The organism is Streptomyces bambusae (genome assembly GCF_020532645.1).
Classification (GTDB): domain Bacteria; phylum Actinomycetota; class Actinomycetes; order Streptomycetales; family Streptomycetaceae; genus Streptomyces; species Streptomyces bambusae.
Map to the genome: position 1 here is coordinate 13264 of NZ_JAJAUZ010000084.1, position 16696 is coordinate 29959.

16 protein-coding genes are annotated in these 16696 nt (G+C 72.8%); 6 read left to right on the forward strand and 10 right to left on the reverse strand.

Annotation, left to right across the window (positions count from 1 at the left end):
• Positions 1-215: 215 nt before the first annotated feature.
• Positions 216-977, reverse strand: coding sequence for an isoprenyl transferase (locus tag LG634_RS34020; protein WP_226739795.1), 762 nt, complete (start codon positions 975-977; stop codon positions 216-218).
• A 128-nt stretch (positions 978-1105) separates the two neighbouring features.
• Here LG634_RS34020 and mgrA point away from each other — a divergent pair, with 128 nt between their 5' ends.
• Positions 1106-2143, forward strand: a complete 1038-nt coding sequence (gene mgrA / locus LG634_RS34025; RefSeq protein WP_226739797.1) for an L-glyceraldehyde 3-phosphate reductase — start codon at positions 1106-1108, stop codon at positions 2141-2143.
• A 143-nt stretch (positions 2144-2286) separates the two neighbouring features.
• On the opposite strand, the gene LG634_RS34030 is transcribed toward mgrA, so the two are convergent.
• Positions 2287-3018 carry a prepilin peptidase gene (locus LG634_RS34030; protein WP_226739799.1) on the reverse strand — a complete coding sequence of 244 codons (732 nt, stop codon included), beginning with the start codon at positions 3016-3018 and terminating at the stop codon, positions 2287-2289.
• A 102-nt stretch (positions 3019-3120) separates the two neighbouring features.
• On the opposite strand from LG634_RS34030, the gene LG634_RS34035 reads away from it, so the two are divergent.
• The 3 genes from LG634_RS34035 (at position 3121) to LG634_RS34045 (ending at position 5759) form a co-directional block, all read left to right on the forward strand.
• Positions 3121-3543 carry a DUF192 domain-containing protein gene (locus tag LG634_RS34035; protein ID WP_226739801.1) on the forward strand — a complete coding sequence of 141 codons (423 nt, stop codon included), beginning with the start codon at positions 3121-3123 and terminating at the stop codon, positions 3541-3543.
• A 76-nt stretch (positions 3544-3619) separates the two neighbouring features.
• On the forward strand, positions 3620-4249 hold the full coding sequence (locus LG634_RS34040) for an SMI1/KNR4 family protein (RefSeq protein ID WP_226739803.1): 630 nt from the start codon (positions 3620-3622) through the stop codon (positions 4247-4249).
• Positions 4250-4484: 235 nt separating this feature from the next.
• The gene (locus LG634_RS34045) at positions 4485-5759 is read left to right on the forward strand and encodes an extracellular solute-binding protein (RefSeq protein ID WP_226739805.1); all 1275 of its coding nucleotides are present in this window, start codon (positions 4485-4487) and stop codon (positions 5757-5759) included.
• A 191-nt stretch (positions 5760-5950) separates the two neighbouring features.
• Here LG634_RS34045 and LG634_RS34050 read toward each other — a convergent pair whose 3' ends face one another.
• Positions 5951-6580 carry a hypothetical protein gene (locus LG634_RS34050; RefSeq protein ID WP_226739807.1) on the reverse strand — a complete coding sequence of 210 codons (630 nt, stop codon included), beginning with the start codon at positions 6578-6580 and terminating at the stop codon, positions 5951-5953.
• A 175-nt stretch (positions 6581-6755) separates the two neighbouring features.
• On the opposite strand from LG634_RS34050, the gene LG634_RS34055 reads away from it, so the two are divergent.
• The gene (locus LG634_RS34055) at positions 6756-7892 is read left to right on the forward strand and encodes a serine hydrolase domain-containing protein (RefSeq protein WP_226739809.1); all 1137 of its coding nucleotides are present in this window, start codon (positions 6756-6758) and stop codon (positions 7890-7892) included.
• Positions 7893-7945: 53 nt separating this feature from the next.
• Here the strand turns inward: LG634_RS34055 and LG634_RS34060 are convergent, their stop codons facing one another.
• From LG634_RS34060 to LG634_RS34075, 4 genes are all read right to left on the reverse strand, one after another.
• Positions 7946-8275, reverse strand: a complete 330-nt coding sequence (locus LG634_RS34060; protein WP_226739811.1) for a nuclear transport factor 2 family protein — start codon at positions 8273-8275, stop codon at positions 7946-7948.
• Positions 8276-8472: 197 nt separating this feature from the next.
• Complete coding sequence (locus LG634_RS34065) at positions 8473-9291, reverse strand: polysaccharide deacetylase family protein (protein WP_226739813.1); 819 nt, start codon at positions 9289-9291, stop codon at positions 8473-8475.
• A gap of 141 nt (positions 9292-9432) precedes the next feature.
• Positions 9433-9759, reverse strand: coding sequence for a hypothetical protein (locus LG634_RS38095; RefSeq protein WP_264203953.1), 327 nt, complete (start codon positions 9757-9759; stop codon positions 9433-9435).
• Positions 9760-9827: 68 nt separating this feature from the next.
• Positions 9828-10379 (reverse strand): hypothetical protein, encoded by a 552-nt coding sequence (locus LG634_RS34075; protein ID WP_226739815.1) that lies wholly within the window; start codon positions 10377-10379, stop codon positions 9828-9830.
• A 150-nt stretch (positions 10380-10529) separates the two neighbouring features.
• Here LG634_RS34075 and LG634_RS34080 point away from each other — a divergent pair, with 150 nt between their 5' ends.
• Positions 10530-11396: a hypothetical protein gene (locus LG634_RS34080; RefSeq protein ID WP_226739817.1), complete on the forward strand. Its 867-nt coding sequence runs from the start codon at positions 10530-10532 to the stop codon at positions 11394-11396.
• Positions 11397-11486: 90 nt separating this feature from the next.
• On the opposite strand, the gene LG634_RS34085 is transcribed toward LG634_RS34080, so the two are convergent.
• From LG634_RS34085 to LG634_RS34095, 3 genes are all read right to left on the reverse strand, one after another.
• Complete coding sequence (locus LG634_RS34085; RefSeq protein WP_226739819.1) at positions 11487-15170, reverse strand: NB-ARC domain-containing protein; 3684 nt, start codon at positions 15168-15170, stop codon at positions 11487-11489.
• Positions 15171-15269: 99 nt separating this feature from the next.
• On the reverse strand, positions 15270-15413 hold the full coding sequence (locus tag LG634_RS34090; RefSeq protein ID WP_226739821.1) for a hypothetical protein: 144 nt from the start codon (positions 15411-15413) through the stop codon (positions 15270-15272).
• Positions 15414-15484: 71 nt separating this feature from the next.
• Positions 15485-16198, reverse strand: coding sequence for a peptidase inhibitor family I36 protein (locus tag LG634_RS34095; protein WP_226739823.1), 714 nt, complete (start codon positions 16196-16198; stop codon positions 15485-15487).
• Positions 16199-16696 lie beyond the last annotated feature (498 nt).

The window sequence follows — 16696 nt, forward strand, 5'->3', positions numbered from 1 at the left end:
CGTGCGAGCTGCACGCGCGTCCTGGTTGCAACGGGCCTCCCGGACGGACGGCGCCTGTGCCGTCCGCTGAGACTCGACACCCGTGGATCGGGCGTCGACCTGCTTGGGGTATTCCCTCGAACATGCGCGGGCATGCCATGGCATATGACGGACGCTCGGTGAATCCGTGGTGAAGGCCCAGAGGGGGGTACGGCCCGGGGCGGGGTCCTGCCGGGTCAGATGCCGTAGCGGCGGTGCCGGGCCGCGTAGTCGCGCAGTGCCCGGAGGAAGTCGACCTTGCGGAAGGCCGGCCAGAAGACCTCGCAGAAGTAGTACTCGGAGTGCGCGCTCTGCCAGAGCATGAACCCGGAGAGCCGCTGCTCGCCGCTGGTGCGGATGACCAGGTCGGGGTCGGGCTGGCCGCGGGTGTAGAGGTGCTCCGAGATGTGGTCGACGTCCAGGATCTCGGCGAGCTCCTCGACGGAGGTGCCCTTCTCGTGGTGCTCCAGCAGCAGCGAGCGGACCGCGTCGGCGATCTCCTGGCGGCCGCCGTAGCCCACGGCGACGTTGACGAGTATCCCGGTGTGCCCGTCGGTGGCCTGCTCGGCCTCCTTGAGCACGGACTGGGTCTGCGCGGGCAGGATGTCGAGGTTGCCGACGTGGTGGACGCGCCAGCGGCCGTTCGCGGCGAGCCCGCGGACGGTGTTCTCGATGATGTTCAGCAGCGGGCGGAGCTCGACCTCGGGGCGGTCCAGGTTGTCCGTGGACAGCATCCAGAGGGTGACGACCTCGACGTCCGTCTCCTCGCACCAGCCGAGCAGCTCGGTGATCTTGTCGGCGCCGGCCTGGTGGCCCTGCTCGGTGGTGCCGCCGGCGGCCTTCGCCCAGCGCCGGTTGCCGTCGAGGATGACGCCGATGTGCTTGGGCACCGCGTCATGGTCGAGGCGGCCTTCCACCCGGCGTGCGTACAGCCTGTACACCAGGTCGCGCAGCTTCACGATCTTCCAGCCCCTCCGTGCCGAGCCCCCGTGCGATTTGCCAGCCCCCCGACTGCGCCAAACATTACTGCGCGCCGGGAGGCCTGACCCAACTCGGTCTGTCACAAGTGCGTGATAGGGAGGACATCGTGACTGATAACAATCCCTATCGGGCAGACTCCGCCCGCTACGACTCCATGGAGTACCGGCGCAGCGGCCGCAGCGGCCTCAAGCTCCCCGCGATCTCCCTCGGCCTCTGGCACAACTTCGGCGACGACAAGTCCCTGGAGTCCCAGCGCGCGATCCTGCGCCGGGCCTTCGACCTCGGCGTGACCCATTTCGACCTGGCCAACAACTACGGTCCGCCGCCCGGCTCCGCCGAGCTGAACTACGGCAAGATCCATGCGCAGGACTTCGCCGCGTACCGGCACGAGCTGGTGATCTCCACCAAGGCCGGCTACCTGATGCACCCCGGTCCGTACGGCGAGTGGGGCAGCCGCAAGTACCTGCTGGGCTCGCTCGACGCCTCGCTGGAGCGGATGGGTCTCGACTACGTCGACATCTTCTACTCGCACCGCTTCGACCCGCACACCCCGCTGGAGGAGACCATGGGCGCCCTGGCGTCCGCGGTACAGCAGGGCAAGGCGCTGTACGTGGGCGTCTCCTCCTACACGGCGGAGCAGACCGCCGAGGCGGTGCGGATCCTGACCGACATGGGGGTGCGTCCGCTGATCCACCAGCCCTCGTACTCCATGATCAACCGCTGGACGGAGGAGGACGGGCTGCTCGACACCCTGGAGGAGGCGGGCATGGGCTGCATCTCCTTCGTGCCGCTCGCCCAGGGCCTGCTCACCGGCAAGTACCTGAAGGGCATCCCTGAGGGCTCGCGTGCCACCCAGGGCAAGTCCCTCAGCCCGGACCTGCTGTCGGACGAGGTGGTCCGGCGGCTGAACGGGCTGAACGACATCGCGGCCCGGCGCGGCCAGTCGCTGGCCCAGCTCGCGCTGACGTGGGTGCTGCGGGACCCGCGGATGACCTCGGCGCTGATCGGGGCGTCGAGCGTGGCGCAGCTGGAGGAGAACGTGGCGGCCCTGGCCGGTGCGCCGCTGTCGGAGCAGGAGCTGAAGGAGATCGATTCCTTCGCGGTGTCCACCCCCGGCACGAACATCTGGGCCCAGCGCGGCTGACCTGCGCTTTCGTGTCCGCGGCGGTGGCGCCTGCCGGGGACACGAAAAACGGGCCGGTCCGTGGGGGGGATACGGACCGGCCCGAGGGGGGGGTTCCACCATAACCCTTCGTAAAGCGAGATGCGCGCATCGGCGCGTCACGATCACTCTCCGAAACCGCCCAGCAGCACTCCGGTGAAGGCTCCGGCCGCCATGAAGGGGCCGAAGGCGAGGGCCGTGCGGCGGCCTGCGCGGCCGCTCAGGACCAGTGCGAGGCCGTAGAGGGCGCCGTAGAGGAAGCCGAGGAAGGCTCCCGCGAGCCATACCCCCCACCCGTACCACCCAAGAGGGACCCCCAGGGCGAGCGCCAGCTTGACGTCGCCGAAGCCCATGCCCTGCGGGTTGATCAGGAAGAGCGCGAGGTACGCCGCTCCCAGCGCGAGTCCGCCGAGTGCGGCCCGTCCCCAGTGGCCGTCGGCCCGGCCGGTGAGTGCGGCGAGGCCCAGCAGGGCGGTGGCGGCGAGGGCGAGCGGCAGGGTCAGGACGTCGGGCAGCCGGTGCACGGCCCGGTCCACCCGGGCGAGCAGCACGACGAACGGCGCGAGCAGCACCCAGACCGCCGCTTCCGGCACCGGCCCGGCGGCGGCCGCGAGCGCGGCGCACAGGGCGGCGGTGGTGAGGGCGGCGGGCAGGGGGCGGACGCCGTAGGAGGCGCCGCCGCAGCGGGCCGGGCCGAGCCAGCCGGCGGCCGGGCCGGTGAGGGGGTGACCGGCGGGGCAGTCGGCGCGCCACGGGGTGTCCGGGGGGACGGCCAGCCGGTACAGGGCCCGGGGCAGGAGCAGCCCGGCCGCGGCGCCGAAGGCGGCGGCCGCCAGGATGATCACGACGAGGGCCACGGGCCGACCCTAGTGCGGTGATCGCGGCCCGGACATGGGCCCGTGGGCCCATTCCGGCCATTGCGGGGCCGGCCCGGCGCAGGTGCTCCTACCCTGGCCGGCATGGCTGGACGACGCTGGCAGGACGGGACCGGCACCCTCGCGGTGGCCGGGGCGCGGGCCGGGATCCCGCTGGAGGTGGCGGCCTCGTACCGGGCCCGGACCCGGGGGCTGCTCGGCCGCGACGGGATCGAGGGCGCGCTGCTGCTGACCCCGGCGGGCAGCATCCACACGTTCCGGATGCGCTTCGCGATCGATGTGGCGTACCTGGACCGGGGGTTGAACGTGCTGGCGGTGCGCACGATGCCGCCGGGCCGGCTCGGCCGCCCGCGGCTGCGCTCGCGGCACGTCCTGGAGGCGGCGGCGGGCGCGTTCGCCGGGTGGGGGCTGCGGCCGGGGGTCCGGCTGGAGGTGGCGTACGGGGCTTCGCGCGGGGCGCCGTACGGGGTGCCGCGCGGGCCCTCGCGGGAGGCGCTGCCCGACTGACGGAACAGCGGCTGGGCGACCCCCCGCGGGCACGGTAAGTTGGGGCGGTTGGGCACGGGCGGCCAGGGGAGCGGGCATGACGGACAACGTGCGGACCACCGCGCAGATCACCGCGCTGGAACAGCTCATGCCCCCGGTGCACGGCGCCGACGAGCGGGTCGACTGGGCGGCCGCGGAGGCCGTCTGGGGGACGCGTTTTCCCGCCGACTTCGTCGCGTTCATGGCCCGCTACGGGGCCGGCCGGATCAACGCCGAGGCCAGCATCCTCGTACCGCTGCCGACGGCCGGGCCGCGGTGGGATCCGGCCGACATGGTGGAGGAGACGGGGAACGCCCGGCTGGCGTGGGAGCAGGAGGGCGGGGCGGCGGTCTTCGCCGCCGACCCGGAGCACATCCTCGCCTGGGGGGTCACCGCGGGCGACGACATACTGTGCTGGCACACGAGCGACCCCGACCCGGACCGCTGGCCGGTCCTGGTGTGCGGACGGCACACGGCCGAGCCCTTCACCCTTTATCCGTACGGGATGGCGGAGTTCCTGCACCGGCTGTTCTCGGACGAGTTCGACGTGAATCCCGTGAGTCTCACTTTCTGGGACGGCGGCCCGCTCAGCTTCGTGCACTGGCGCGAGGCACAGCGCCGCTGGCAGGCGGGGCGCAATCCGGAAACCGGTGAGCCGGACCCGTACGCGGGCGAGTTCACGGGCTGATTCCGGCCCCCGGGTCGTCGCCGTCCCCTTCGTACGACAACCGCCGATGTCCGCTTTTCGGACGCGCGCGGACGTCTACGCGCGTCCGATTCGGCCATTCCTCATGGGAAGACACCAGCCGGAACAGCACCGGTTGGAGCATGGGCCACACCTCGCGTTCGCACGCCCTTTTCCGCCAGAAAGAAGGAGAGAATTCCGGACGCACTGTCCGAAACAAGATCAAGAGGAAAGATCCGTGCGACGAAGACACTCCGGCGCGGTCGCCTCCGTGGCCGCATTCGCCCTCCTCGGTCCGCTCGCCGGCTGCGGCTCCTCCCTCGGCTCCGGCGGGGACGCGCTCCACTTGGTCGCGGCCGAGTACGGCGACTCCCCCGCCACCAGCTCCCGTTCTTACTGGGACAAGGTGACCAAGGACTTCGCCGCCAGGACCGGCCTGGAGGTGGAGGTCACCCTGCACCCGTGGGAGGACGTCGACCGCGAGGTCACCCGCATGGTCAACGCGGGCGAGGCTCCGGACATGGCGCTGATGGGCGCGTACTCCGACTTCGCCGCCCAGGGCCGCCTGTACGAGGCCTCCGACCTGCTCACCGTCTCCGCGGAGGCGAACTTCCTGCCGCCGCTCGCGGAGGCCGGCTCGGTCGGCAACAAGCTGTACGGCCTGCCGTTCGTCGCCAGCACCCGGCTGCTCTTCTACAACGAGGCGCTGTTCGAGAAGGCCGGGGCGACCGCCCCCGAGACCTGGTCCGAGCTCAAGCGGACCGCCGAGGCCCTGAAGGCGGACGGCGTGCCGACCCCGTACGCGCTGCCGCTCGGCCCCGAGGAGGCGCACGCGGAGGCGATGATCTGGGAGCTGAGCAACGGCGGCGGCTACGCGGACGGCAGCGGCGGCTACAGCATCGCGTCCGAGCAGAACGTCCAGACCCTGCGCTGGATCAAGGACAAGCTGGTCACGCCCGGCCTGACCGGCCCGGTCGCGCCGTCGAAGCTGAACCGGAAGGACGCGTTCGCCGCTTTCCTGCGCGGTGAGGTCGGCATGCTCAACGGCTACCCGTCGCTGGCCCACGAGGCGAAGGCGCGCGGCATCCGGGTGGGCACGGTCGCGATGCCGGTGGCGGACTGGATGGAGGACGGTTCCGAGCCGCCGACCATGGGCGTCGCCGACTGGATGATGGCGTTCAAGGAGAACGGCCGTCGGGAGGACATCGGGAAGTTCCTCGACTTCGTCTACCAGGACAAGAACCTGAGCGACTTCGCCGGGCGCTACCACCTGCTGCCGTCGACCACCAGCGCGGCCCGCACCCCCGCCGGCGGCGGTCTCGACGACAGCGACGAGCAGTTCCTCGCCGCGCTGCGCACGGCCCAGCTGTACCCGGTGAGCAAGCCGTCCTGGCTGCAGGTCAGCGACACCATCAAGCGGAACGTCGGGCGGGCGGTGGAGCCGGGCGGCGACCCGAAGACCGTCCTGGACGAGATCGCCGAGCGGGCGCGGGGCCTGGCCGCGAAGAACTGACCGCGGCTTCGTCTTCGGCCGGCGTCTTCGGCCGACGGTTTCGCAACCGGCTTCGGCCGCCGGCTTCGGCCGTTGCCCCGGAGGCCACCGACTTCGGCGTCGGACGCGCGGCACCGCACCGGTGCCCGGCCGGCCGCCCGGACCCCACCCACGAGGTGCCCGAGCGGCGGCCCGCCCCTGCCGGGACCGGCTCAGTGGCTGAGCGCGTCCCGGAATTCCTTGCAGCTCGCGTTCCACTTCACCGTGCCGCCGACTTCCGCCGGCTCGGCGCCGGTGCGGGTGACCGACCAGGTGACGGTGTACTTCCCCGAGTCGCAGGCGACCTTCTTCCCGAGCGGGAAGGACTTGGTGAGCGTCGCCGGGGCGTCCGCCCGCGCCTCGTGCACGGTGGCGATCTGCCCGCCCTTCGCGTCGCGCAGCACCGCGTGCAGGGTGACCGGGTGCTTGCCCTTCTTCTCGCTGAGCCCCTTCTTCAGGATCACCTGGGTGGCGATCTCGTAGGTGAACTCGAACTTCGGCCGGTGGACGAGGGTGTTGAGGTCCGGGGTCTTGGCCCCCCACTCGGAAGGGGCACCCGGCTTGTCCTTGAGCTTGTAGTCCATGCCGGGGTGGAAGCGGAACTGTCCGCTGAGCTTGTGCTTGTCGCCCTTGGTCCAGGCGGTCTTCATGTCGGTGTTGCCGCCGGCCGGGTCCTGGAGGTACGCCGTCCCGGTGCCGGTGGTGCGGCCGGGTCCGGGGCCGCCGGCCTGCGCGAGGGCGGCGGGGCCGAGGACGGACAGGGCGGCCGCGGTGGCGAGCGCGGCGGTGTGGAAGCGCTTCATGCCCGGGTCAACGCGCCCGTCCGGCGGGCCGGAACGAACCGTTCGGTGCATTCACCCGTACGAGCCCGGAATAGCGGGGTTGCGGAGCAGGTTGCCGATCCCGTGCGCGTTCGCACGGGCGTTCGCGCTTTGCGTGTACGGCAGTTCACGGAATTCCACGACGGGGGTTACGGACATGACGGACCACACGGGCGCGGTACAGGGCACGACCGAGGCGGGCTGGGAGTCCGTACGGGGCGCCTTCGAGGCGGTCGTCGCGGCCGAACGCCACCATCCCGAGGCGCAGTTGGCCGTCTTCCGGGACGGGCGCCAGGTGGTGGACCTGTGGGCGGGGCCGGCCACGGGGCCGGACACCCTGGGGCCGGTGTACTCGATCACCAAGGCCGCCGCGCACCTGGTGGTCGCACTGCTGGTACAGGAGGGCGTACTCGAGCTGGACCGCGAAGTCTCCTCGTACTGGCCGGAGTTCACAGGTCACGGCAAGGAGAGGCTGGTGCTGCGCGACCTGCTCGCGCACAAGGCGGGGCTGGTGAACGTACCGGAGGGCTTCTCGCTGGACGAGCTGGCCGACGACGCGCTGCTCGCGTCCCGGCTGGCGGGTGCGGAGCCGTACTGGGAGCCGGGGACGGCGTACGGCTACCACGCGTTCGTGATCGGCGCGCTCACCGGCGAGGTGGTGCGGCGGGTCACCGGGAAGTCCGTGCAGGAGGTGTTCGAGGAGCGCGTGCGGGTGCCGTACGGGCTGGACTTCCACCTCGGGCTGAAGGACGCGGACCGGGAGCGGTGGGCACCGGTGCTGCCGCAGCTGCCGACGGAGGAGCAGCTGGCGGCGCTGGTCGGCCAGCCGGCGCCGTCGGAGCTGATGACGGTGGCGTTCAACTGGCACCGGCAGCCGCCGATGGACATGGTCGAGTACGGCAACCACCCGCGGGTGCGGGCGCTCGGCCCGGCCTCGGCGGGCGGCGTGGCCACGGCCCGCGGGGTGGCACGGATGTACGCGGCGGCGATCAGCGGGGTGGACGGGCTGGCGCCGCTGCTGAAGCCGGAGACGGCGGACGCGTTCGCCCGCCTGTACACGGCCGGCACGGACCGGGTGACGGGCGGCGAGGACCACTTCGGCATCGGCTTCGAGACGCAGCCGCAGGTGGGGCCGCGCGCGTTCGGACACCAGGGGGCGTCGGGCGGCAACTCGTGGGCGGACCCGGCGACCGGGCTGGCGTACGCGTACACCCGGCGGCGGTTCTTCTTCCCGGGCGGCATGGGCACCGAGAACGAGGCGCTGACGGCGGCGGTGCTGGGGGTCGTGGCGTAGCGGGATGTGCGGCGGCCGGTCCTGGCGGGTCGGCCGCCGTTCGTCCCGTGTCGTTACGCCTGGCCGGTTTCGAAGCGGGCGATGCGGCTGCCGTCGGCGGTGACGGTGAAGCGCCAGGCGGTGCGCATCTCGCCCCAGGTGTCGTTGCGGTAGCCGACGATGAGGGACCGGCCGCCGTCGGACTCCGTCTCCACGTCCATGTGGCCGTTGGAGGAGAAGATCTCCCGCTCGGCCCAGTCCCGCAGGTCCCGGTCCGAGCCGTCGTCGGACATCGTGGCGTCGGCGGTCAGGAGGCCGTAGAAGGCGGTCTCGTCGTGGCTGTTCACGGCGGCGACGAAGGCGGCGACGGTCTTGTCGGAGAGGTGGCCGGGGGCGATGCTCACGGAGGCTCCCTGAGGGGTGCGGTGGGTGGTCGCGGGCGGGTGGTCGTGACCGGTGTTCGTGGCCCGGTGTTCGTGGACCAGGGAACACCCGCGGCCGCCGCCCGTGACCGACCCTCACCCGTTCGCCGCGTGTCCTGCGGGTCCCGGGGGCGGACCCGGCCAGGGCCCGGCTCGGTCCCGGCCGCCGCGCGGGGCGGCTACCGGGTGGCGGGCGCCTTGTCGAGGGTGGTGCGCACCGGGAAGCTGAAGGTGTGGCCCTGGCCCTTGAGCCACGGCAGCACCTGGCGGAGGGCGGCGACGCTCTGGGCGCGGTCGCCGCCGCCGTCGTGGAAGAGGATGGTCGGGCCGTTGGAGACCTCGTTCTTGACGGTCTGCACGATCGCGCCGGTGCCGGGGCGCTCGAAGTCCTTGGTGTCGACGTTCCAGCCGAGCGGGCGCATGCCGACCGCGGCGGCGATCTGCCGGCTGTTCGGCGTGAACGCGCCGCCGGGCGCCCGGTAGTACTCCACCTTCGCGCCGCCGGCCGCGTCCTCGATCATCTTCTTCGCTTCGAGGATCTGCTGCTTCTGGTAGGCGACGGACTTCTTGTCCATGGCGGTGTCGTGGGAGATGGTGTGGTCGCACAGCCGGTGCCCGTCGGCGACGACCTGCTTCACCAGCTGCGGGAACTGCTTCGCCTGCGGTCCGATCATGCAGAAGACCGCCTTGACGTCGTTCTCCTTCAGGATCTCCAGCATCTGCGGGGTCCACCGGGGGTCGGGGCCGTCGTCGATGGTGATGTTCACGGCCCGCCCGCCGGCCTCCGCGTCGTGCGCGATGCCCTCGGGGACCTTCACGGGCGGCACCTTCGCCGGCTCCTGCACCTTCTGCTGCGGCGCGTGCGCCCCGTTCCGGCCGCCTTCCCGCGCGGCGGCCTCGCCGTCGGTGAGCACCGCGGCCCCCCACACCGCCAGACTCAGCCCGACCGCCGACGCCGCCACGGCTATGTGCGCGGTGTACTTCCCCTTGAGCCCCATCGACTGCCCCGTCCCCGTTGCTTGCTGACCGTCTCCCAGATGAGAGGACGGTATGCATGCCGGGACGGTTTCACCCAATTCGGACTTGACATGGACCACATGTGGGGGTGGTCCCGCGCGGGCTCACATGGGTGGCGGACGTCAGAAGGTGCCGGGGATCGGGAGGTTTTCTATGGCCTGTTTCACCGGGGTGCCGGGGAGGCCGGCGGTGGTGGCGAGGCCGGTGAGGCGGGTGAGGGCGTCTTGGGCCTGGGGGGCGTCCAGGGAGCGGTTCGGGGGGAGGGCGGCGAGACAGGCGTCGAGGACCTTGCCGTCGGTGGAGGTCAGCTCGGGGCGCATGGTGCGGGCGGCCGCGGCCAGCTCGCGTACGGCCTGCTGCGGGTCGGGCGGGCCCGCGTGGGTCATCTCGCCGACGGTGTGGTCACCGGAGTGGGTCACCTCGTCACCGAAGTGGATGTAGCTGCTCATCTGACACCTGCCAGCTGTCTGCCGTGCCCCCCGTCCCTTCCTTCCCAGGGTAGCTCCGGGGTAACGGGTCAGGCGGGGTCCAGGCGGTAGCCGACAGGGCCGGTGGCGCCGGACCGGGCGGTGAGGTCCAGTTCCAGGACGTCGGCGGGGTGCTCGACGACGCGGCCGTGCAGGCGGCCGTCGCACACCTCGGACCACGTGGTCGCGGGCTTGGTGGCGACCGTGACGCCGACCCGGCCGCCTCCCCGGCAGACGACGGAGAGGCGGTACGTGCCGGGGACGAAGCCGGCGCGGACGAGGGCCGTGCCGTCCGCCAGGTCTCCGGTTCCGGCCACGGACGAGCCGTCCACGCCCTCGTCCCCGTCTTCCGTGTCACCGTCACCGTCACCGTCACCGTCCGCGAAGTCCACGTCGCCGAAGTCGATGAGCCGCTCGATCTCCGCGCGGGCTTCGGCGTCGCGGTCGGCGCGGTCGGCGCGGTCCGCCGCGGCGGCCGAGACCGGGCGTACCGGCTTCGGGGCCGCCTGGGGTCCGGACTCGGCCTGGGCTGAGCAGGCCGGGAGGACCGCCAGGAGGGCGGTGGCGGCGAGGGCTGCGGTGGAGGTGCGGCGGGTGGTCATGGGCGGAACGTACGGGCGGAAGCCGCGCTTCGGGAGGGCGTTGTCGATCTTCTGAGGTGGATCTGAGCTTGGGATCGGGAAACGCGGCGTGGCCGGCCGGAGGCGTCGCTAGGGTCGGCGCATGCACGATCCGGGGTGGGTGGGGGGCTGATGGCCGTACGGCACCAGAGCAGTGGCGGCAGCGGCGGTACGGGGTGTCTGTCGCTGGCCGGGTTCTTCGTCGCGGGGTACATGCTGGCGCTGCCGGCGGTGTTGCCGCTGCTCATGAAACCGCCGCCGGACGGGGCCCGGCCTGCCCTGCTGCTCAACCCGTGGGTGTGGCTGTTCTCCCTGCTCACGGCGGTCCTGCTGGCGTGGATGGCGGCGGGCCGCACGTCACCGAAGGAGCGGCCGGGGCTGCTGGCCGCGCACACCGCGCTGTTCTGTGCGGCGGGCGCGGGCGGGGCCGCGCTCGGAGCCTGGCTGGGCGGCCGGCTGGAGCCGAAGCTCCGCAGGGGCATGAGCGCCGAGGACGGCGACTTCCTGGTGTCGTTCGCGTCCGGCCTGCTGGAGATCACGGCCGCCGGCGTGCTCGCCCTGCTCGTCTTCCAGGGGATCCGCAGCCGGTACGCGCCGCGGCAGCGCCCGTACGACGGCCCGATCGCGGTCGGCAGTGGCGGCCCGCGCACCGGCACGCGCACGGCGGTGCGGATCCAGCCGCGCCCGGCCGAGGTCTGGCTGGCGATGGTCCCGCTGCGCGACGACCCGACGGAGACGCTGAAGCACTACTGCGTGATCGTGGAGGCGTACGACTCGTACGCGACGGTCGTGCAGATCACCTCGAAGGACAAGGACCACCGCGGCGACCACATCCGGATGCCGAACGACGGCTGGGACCGTACCGGCACTCCGCACTGGCTGGAAATCGGCCCTCCGCCGCGGGAAGTCCCGTACGCGAACTTCCTGACCCGGCGGCCGCAGGGGCGGTGCCCGAAGGTGACGTGGAGGGAGATCGCCCGGCAGCACCTGAGCGGGTGAGCGGGCGAGCGGGTGACTGGGCGGGGGGGGCCGGCCGGTACGGCGCCGGCGCCGGCCCCGCGTGTACCGGGGGCCCCTCCCCCACCGCCCTCAGGGCCGGAACTCGTAGAAGTACAGGCCCCGTTCGCCGCCGACGGCCAGGCCGGCGCCGTCGGCGGTCCATGCGCAGGAGGTGAGGCTGCCTTCGGTTCGGACGCCGGTGTGGAGGCGCTCGGCGGAGACGTCCCAGACGTGGACGACCGGGGCGTCACCGACGGCGGCGAGCCAGCGGCCGTCGGGGGAGAAGGCGAGGCCGCGGAGGGGGCCGGAGCGGGCGTCGAGGACGGTGCGACGAGAGTCCCGTTCCGGGCGCCAGAGGCGGAGGAGGCCGTCGCCGCCCGCGCATGCGAGCAGGTCGGACTGCGGAGAGAAGGCGAGGTCACGGACTCCGGTAGGGCCGACGGCGACCGTCCACGGTTCCCTGCCGTTCCGCAGAGGGACCATCCGCACCGACCGGTTCTCGCCCACCGCCAGCCACACGCCGTCCGCGGAGACGGCGAGTGCGTGTGCGGGTCCCGGAAAGCTGAAGTCGCGCACGGACTCACCCGTACCGACGTCCCACAGCCGGACGGTGCAGGACGCGTCCAGGCTCGCCAGCAGCCCGGTGCTGGGCGCGAGAGCCAGTGCCCTCACACCGCCGGGGTCTACGTGCAACTCCCGCACCGGGACCAGGGCTTCGTCGTCCCACACCAGGATGCGCCCGTCCCCTCCCGCACTGGCCGTCCAGCCGGTGGACGGTGCGTGACACAGGGCTGTCAGCGTGACCGCGTGCCGGTCGGGGTGGGGTGCCCGGTTCTCGTCCTGGGCGGCCCAGAAGCGGGGGCCGGTGCCCTCCCCCGCCGTGATGACGGCGCCGGATGGTGTGACCGCCACGGCGGCCACCGCCCCGGCAGCCGTGTCGGATGCCGGCCACCCCCCGCCCCGCGCGTCCCACACGCGCACGGTGCCGTCACGGCTGCCGCTGGCGAGCCGGGAGCCGTCCGGTGAGACGGCGAGGGTCGCCACGGGAGCCCGGTGCCCGCTCAGCAGTGCCGTGCAGGACTCGGAGGACCGGTCCCACAGCCGGACCATGCCGTCGGTGCCGCCGGTAGCGAACCAGACGCCACGGGGTGCGACGGCGAGGGCGGACACCGGGACGGGCTGGCGGACGGCGTGCCGCAGGGTCCTGAACATCAGGTCGATGCGGGAGATGCGCCCCTCCTCGTCTCCCACGATCGCCTCTTCGCGGTCGGGCGCGAAGCACAGCGCCGAGACGTGTACGGCAGCCACGTCGAACTCGCTGCGCAGCCGTGTGAGGGCATCCGCGTTTCCGGTCAGCCCCGGCCGGACCTCCACCACACCGTTCCCGGATGCCAGGGCCGCCCTGCCGTCCTGCGCGATGGCCAGCTTGATCGGCCCAGGGGCACGGCGTCGCAGGGGGGATTCCCAGGACCGCCCGTCCTGCCACAGCCACACCCGCCCGCTCACCTGCACCGTGACGAAGAGCGCGGAGTCCGGTGCCGCGGCTGCGGCCGACGCCCGTTGATCGTGGCGGGCCCCGGCATGAGGTGCGTGCTCGAACCGACGGTCGACCGACGCGGTCCAGCAGCAGACCTTCTCCGTCCCGGCCACCGCAAGGCCGCCGTCGGCGCTCGCCGCCATGGCGAGCACTTCGCCCGCGTCGCACTGCCCCCGCGCCAGCTCCCGCCCGGTCTCCGGATCGTGGAACACCACCACCCCGTCCTCGCCGCCGCTCGCCACCCAGGCGCCGTCCGGCCCGAACACCACCGCCCGGACCGCCGAGCCCGTCCCGGTGAGCGTCCGCAGCAGGGCCGGGTCGGGGAGGTCGGGCATGTCCCAGTGGTTGACGAGCAGCGCCTGCTCGTCGCGTTCATCCGCCAGGCGGGCGAGCCGGTCCGTCACCTGCTGCCGCCAGTGGTCCAGCGCCCCCAGTCGGCTGTACAGCGTGCTCTGCCGGACGCCCGGAGGCTCGGTCGGGGTCAGCAGGTGGGCGGTCTGCGCCAGGTCACGGGCGAGGCGGCCGGCCGTCGGGCGGTCGATCCGGCTCAGGTCGGTCCACGGCGCCGACGGGCCGCGCTGGTCGAGGCGCAGTTCGACCCAGCGGAGGTTGCCCGCGAGCAGTACGGCGCGTTCCGGCTGCCCGGCGGCCAGCAGGTGCTCGACGAGGTGGTCGAGGAGGTACCCGTCGAGGTCTTCCAAGGGCCCGCCGGGGAGCCCGTACGTCCCGGGACCCGTGTACCGGTACGGCGGGAAGCCGGCCGACCGCCGCCGGTCGCGGGTCGGCCACCTCTGGATGTCCGTCTCCCACCGCTCCCAGCAGAAGTCCTCGATCGCCCCCTCCACCACCACCCGGTGCAGCCGCGCGACCTCGTCCGCCCCGCCCAACTCCCCCCGCAGGTAGTCCCGCAGCACGTCGTGGAGGCTGATCCGCCCGCCGCCGTCCGGGACGAGGGAGACCAGTGACAGCCGGTCCAACTCCCCTATCAGGAAGCGTGATTCCTCCTCCGAAAGGCCGCCCGTCTCCTCCCAGTAGCGGACGACCAGCGGTACGGGGATCAGCTCGTCCTCCACGAAGACGCCGAGTTCGGCGCAGCGGCGGGCGCCGTCCGCAGGGAGGAGGGTGGTGGCGGCCTCCACGGTGGTCCGTACGGCGAGGGCGCGGCGGGCCGGGTCGTCGAGGTCGAGGGCCGGTACGGGCGGCCGGGCCCCGGCCCGGTCGACCGCCGCGGGCCCGCCGGTCCGCAGCCGGGCCAGTACGGCGGCCGCCACCGCCCCCGCCTCGGCGCCGGTGCGGACCTGCCCGGCGATCAGCCGGTTGGCGAGGCGGAGCAGGAGGGCCCAGCGGCCGGTGGCGGCGAGCAGTCCGGCGACGGTGGCCGCGGGCAGTTCCGGGAGGCCCCAGGTGAGGACGGCCCGTGCCTGTTCGGGGGTCATCTCGTCGACGCGCACCCGGACCGCGTCGTCCGGCAGCAGGTCCGGCACGCGGGTCGTGACCAGCCGGGTGCAGGGGGATCCGCCGCGCAGGAACGGGCCGAGCTGTTCCGCCTCCCATACGTCGTCCAGGACGAGCAGGGTCCGCGGCCGGGCGTCGAGCAGCCGGCCGAGGTGGTCGCCGGCCCGGTCGGGGTCGTCGAAGGCGGTGGTGTCCCCGGTGATGAACGCCGTCGCTTCGGCCACCTTCTGCGCGATGGCGGCCCGCCCGCGGACGTCGCGCCCGATGGTGACGGTGTAGACGCGGCCGCGGAAGTGCCGGCGGACCCGCGGGTGGGCGCCGACGTACCCGGCGAGGGTGGTCTTCCCGAACCCGCCGGCGCCTTCGAGGGAGGTGGTGATCCCGACCGCCGCGCCGTGGTTCCGGGCCCGCCGCCCGCACACCGCGGAGACCGCCCGCCTGCCCTCGTCGCGGTTCACCACCCAGGCGGGTACGGGTACGGCCGCGGGCGGCGGCGGGTCGGTCGGCACCCCGGCGGGCCCGGCGGGCAGCAGCAGCGCGAGCACGGCGAGTACGACGGTCCCGCCGCCGAGCGCGTACACCCAGGGCCAGGGGTCGCGCCGCAGCACGTCCAGCACGCCGGGCCAACGGGACTGCGCGGTGGCCGCGTTGGCGGCGAGCGCGAACAGTCCGACGACGACGGCGGCGAGTGCGGCGGAGGCGTATCCGGCGGCGGTCTTGACCTTGGGGCCGCCCGCGGGTGCGGCCACGGCACCCGACCCGCCCGAGCTGCGCCATCCCATCCGGACTCCCCCCCGCCCGCCTGCCGGAGCAGGAGCGTAGACCTCACCGGAGTGCCGCGGGAGGGGTTCCGTGCAAGCGGGCCGCGCCGGGCCGGTGGGCTACCGGGTGGGCGCGGTGGCCGGGCGCGGCAGCCGGTCGTCGAGGGCCGGCTCCGAGACCCAGGGCTTGGTCCAGGCGAGCAGCGCGATCGCCAGGCCCAGGACGGCCACGGCAGCCAGTGTGATGCGCGTGCGAACGGTCATGTGAGGGGGGCCTTCCGTGGGGGCTAAAGGGGGTACGTCCCCGGCCCTGAGGGCCGGGGACGATGATCAGATCACATCCACAGCGCGTCGGCGCGGTCGTTCCAGGAGCCGGTGCCCCAGCCCGGGTAGTCGACGTTGGTCAGGTTGCTCAGGCAGCCGCCCAGACCGTTGATGACCTCCGGGTCGATCATGTTGTCGCGGTAGTCCACGAGGCCCATGCCGCCGATCTCGTCGTTGTTGCAGCTGGACGTGACCTGGTCGCGGAAGCCGTACTGGCCGAGCGTCTTGGTGCCGTCCTGCGACCACTGGAGCTTGCGGCCGCCGTAGTTGCTGTGCTCGTAGACGCACACCCAGCCGTAAGAGCAGGTGCCGTTGCCGATCGCGAAGGCGGCGGGGCCACCCGCGGCGGCCTTCGCGCCGATCTTGGCGGTGCGGCCCTTCGGGACCTTGGGCATGGCGCGGAGGTCGTTCTTGGCGAAGTTCGCCATGTCGGCCTGCGCCTGCTTGTCGGTGTCGAAGCACTTGATGGTCAGGTCCGGGTACTCGGAACAGACCTTCGCCGCGCCCCAGCCCTTGGCCAGGTCCATCTTCTTGCCCTTGTAGGTGGCGATCTTCGGGGCCTTGCCGGCCTTCGCGTCGCGGGCCCGGTCGGGCGCGTCCGCGGCGCCGCCGTTCTCCACCCGCGGGGCGGACTTCGGGCCGCTGTCGGCCACGGCACCGGTGGCCGAACCGAGTGCGAGGGCCGCGCCGACGGCGACAGCGGTTATGACACGAGAGAGCTTCATGGGGATTCCTCCCTGTTTGTCGTATGTAAGACCGGAGGAACCTAACAGACCTTCAAATCGAATGCGAACCACACTCCCGACCTACAACTCACCCATGAATCAGGCGAGTTACGCTATGAATGCACACCGTGATCACGGATTGGCATGGGCGGCGGGCAGGGCGCGCGGCACCCGCGAGCAGCGCGCGGGCAGGGCGGAGCCGCACCTGGAGAGGTGCCCCCACCCCTGCCGGCGCTACGGGCGGACGACGCCGTCGACGAAGGGGCGTAAGCGCGGGGCTACGCCGAAGCGGGCAGCACGAATCGGCCCGTTCGAACCAATCGTGTCCGAAGATCGCATGTGGGGTCAGACGCCGGGATTCCGGTTCGCGGTTGCAGCATCGACGATCTTCTTTTAGGAGACTTTTCAACCATCAGGAAGCCGTCGCCACAAGGTGGTTGAGGGACCCTCAGTAAGCGGCCGCTCCCTTGCGGGGCAGCCCGGCCCAGGTGCGGGTGT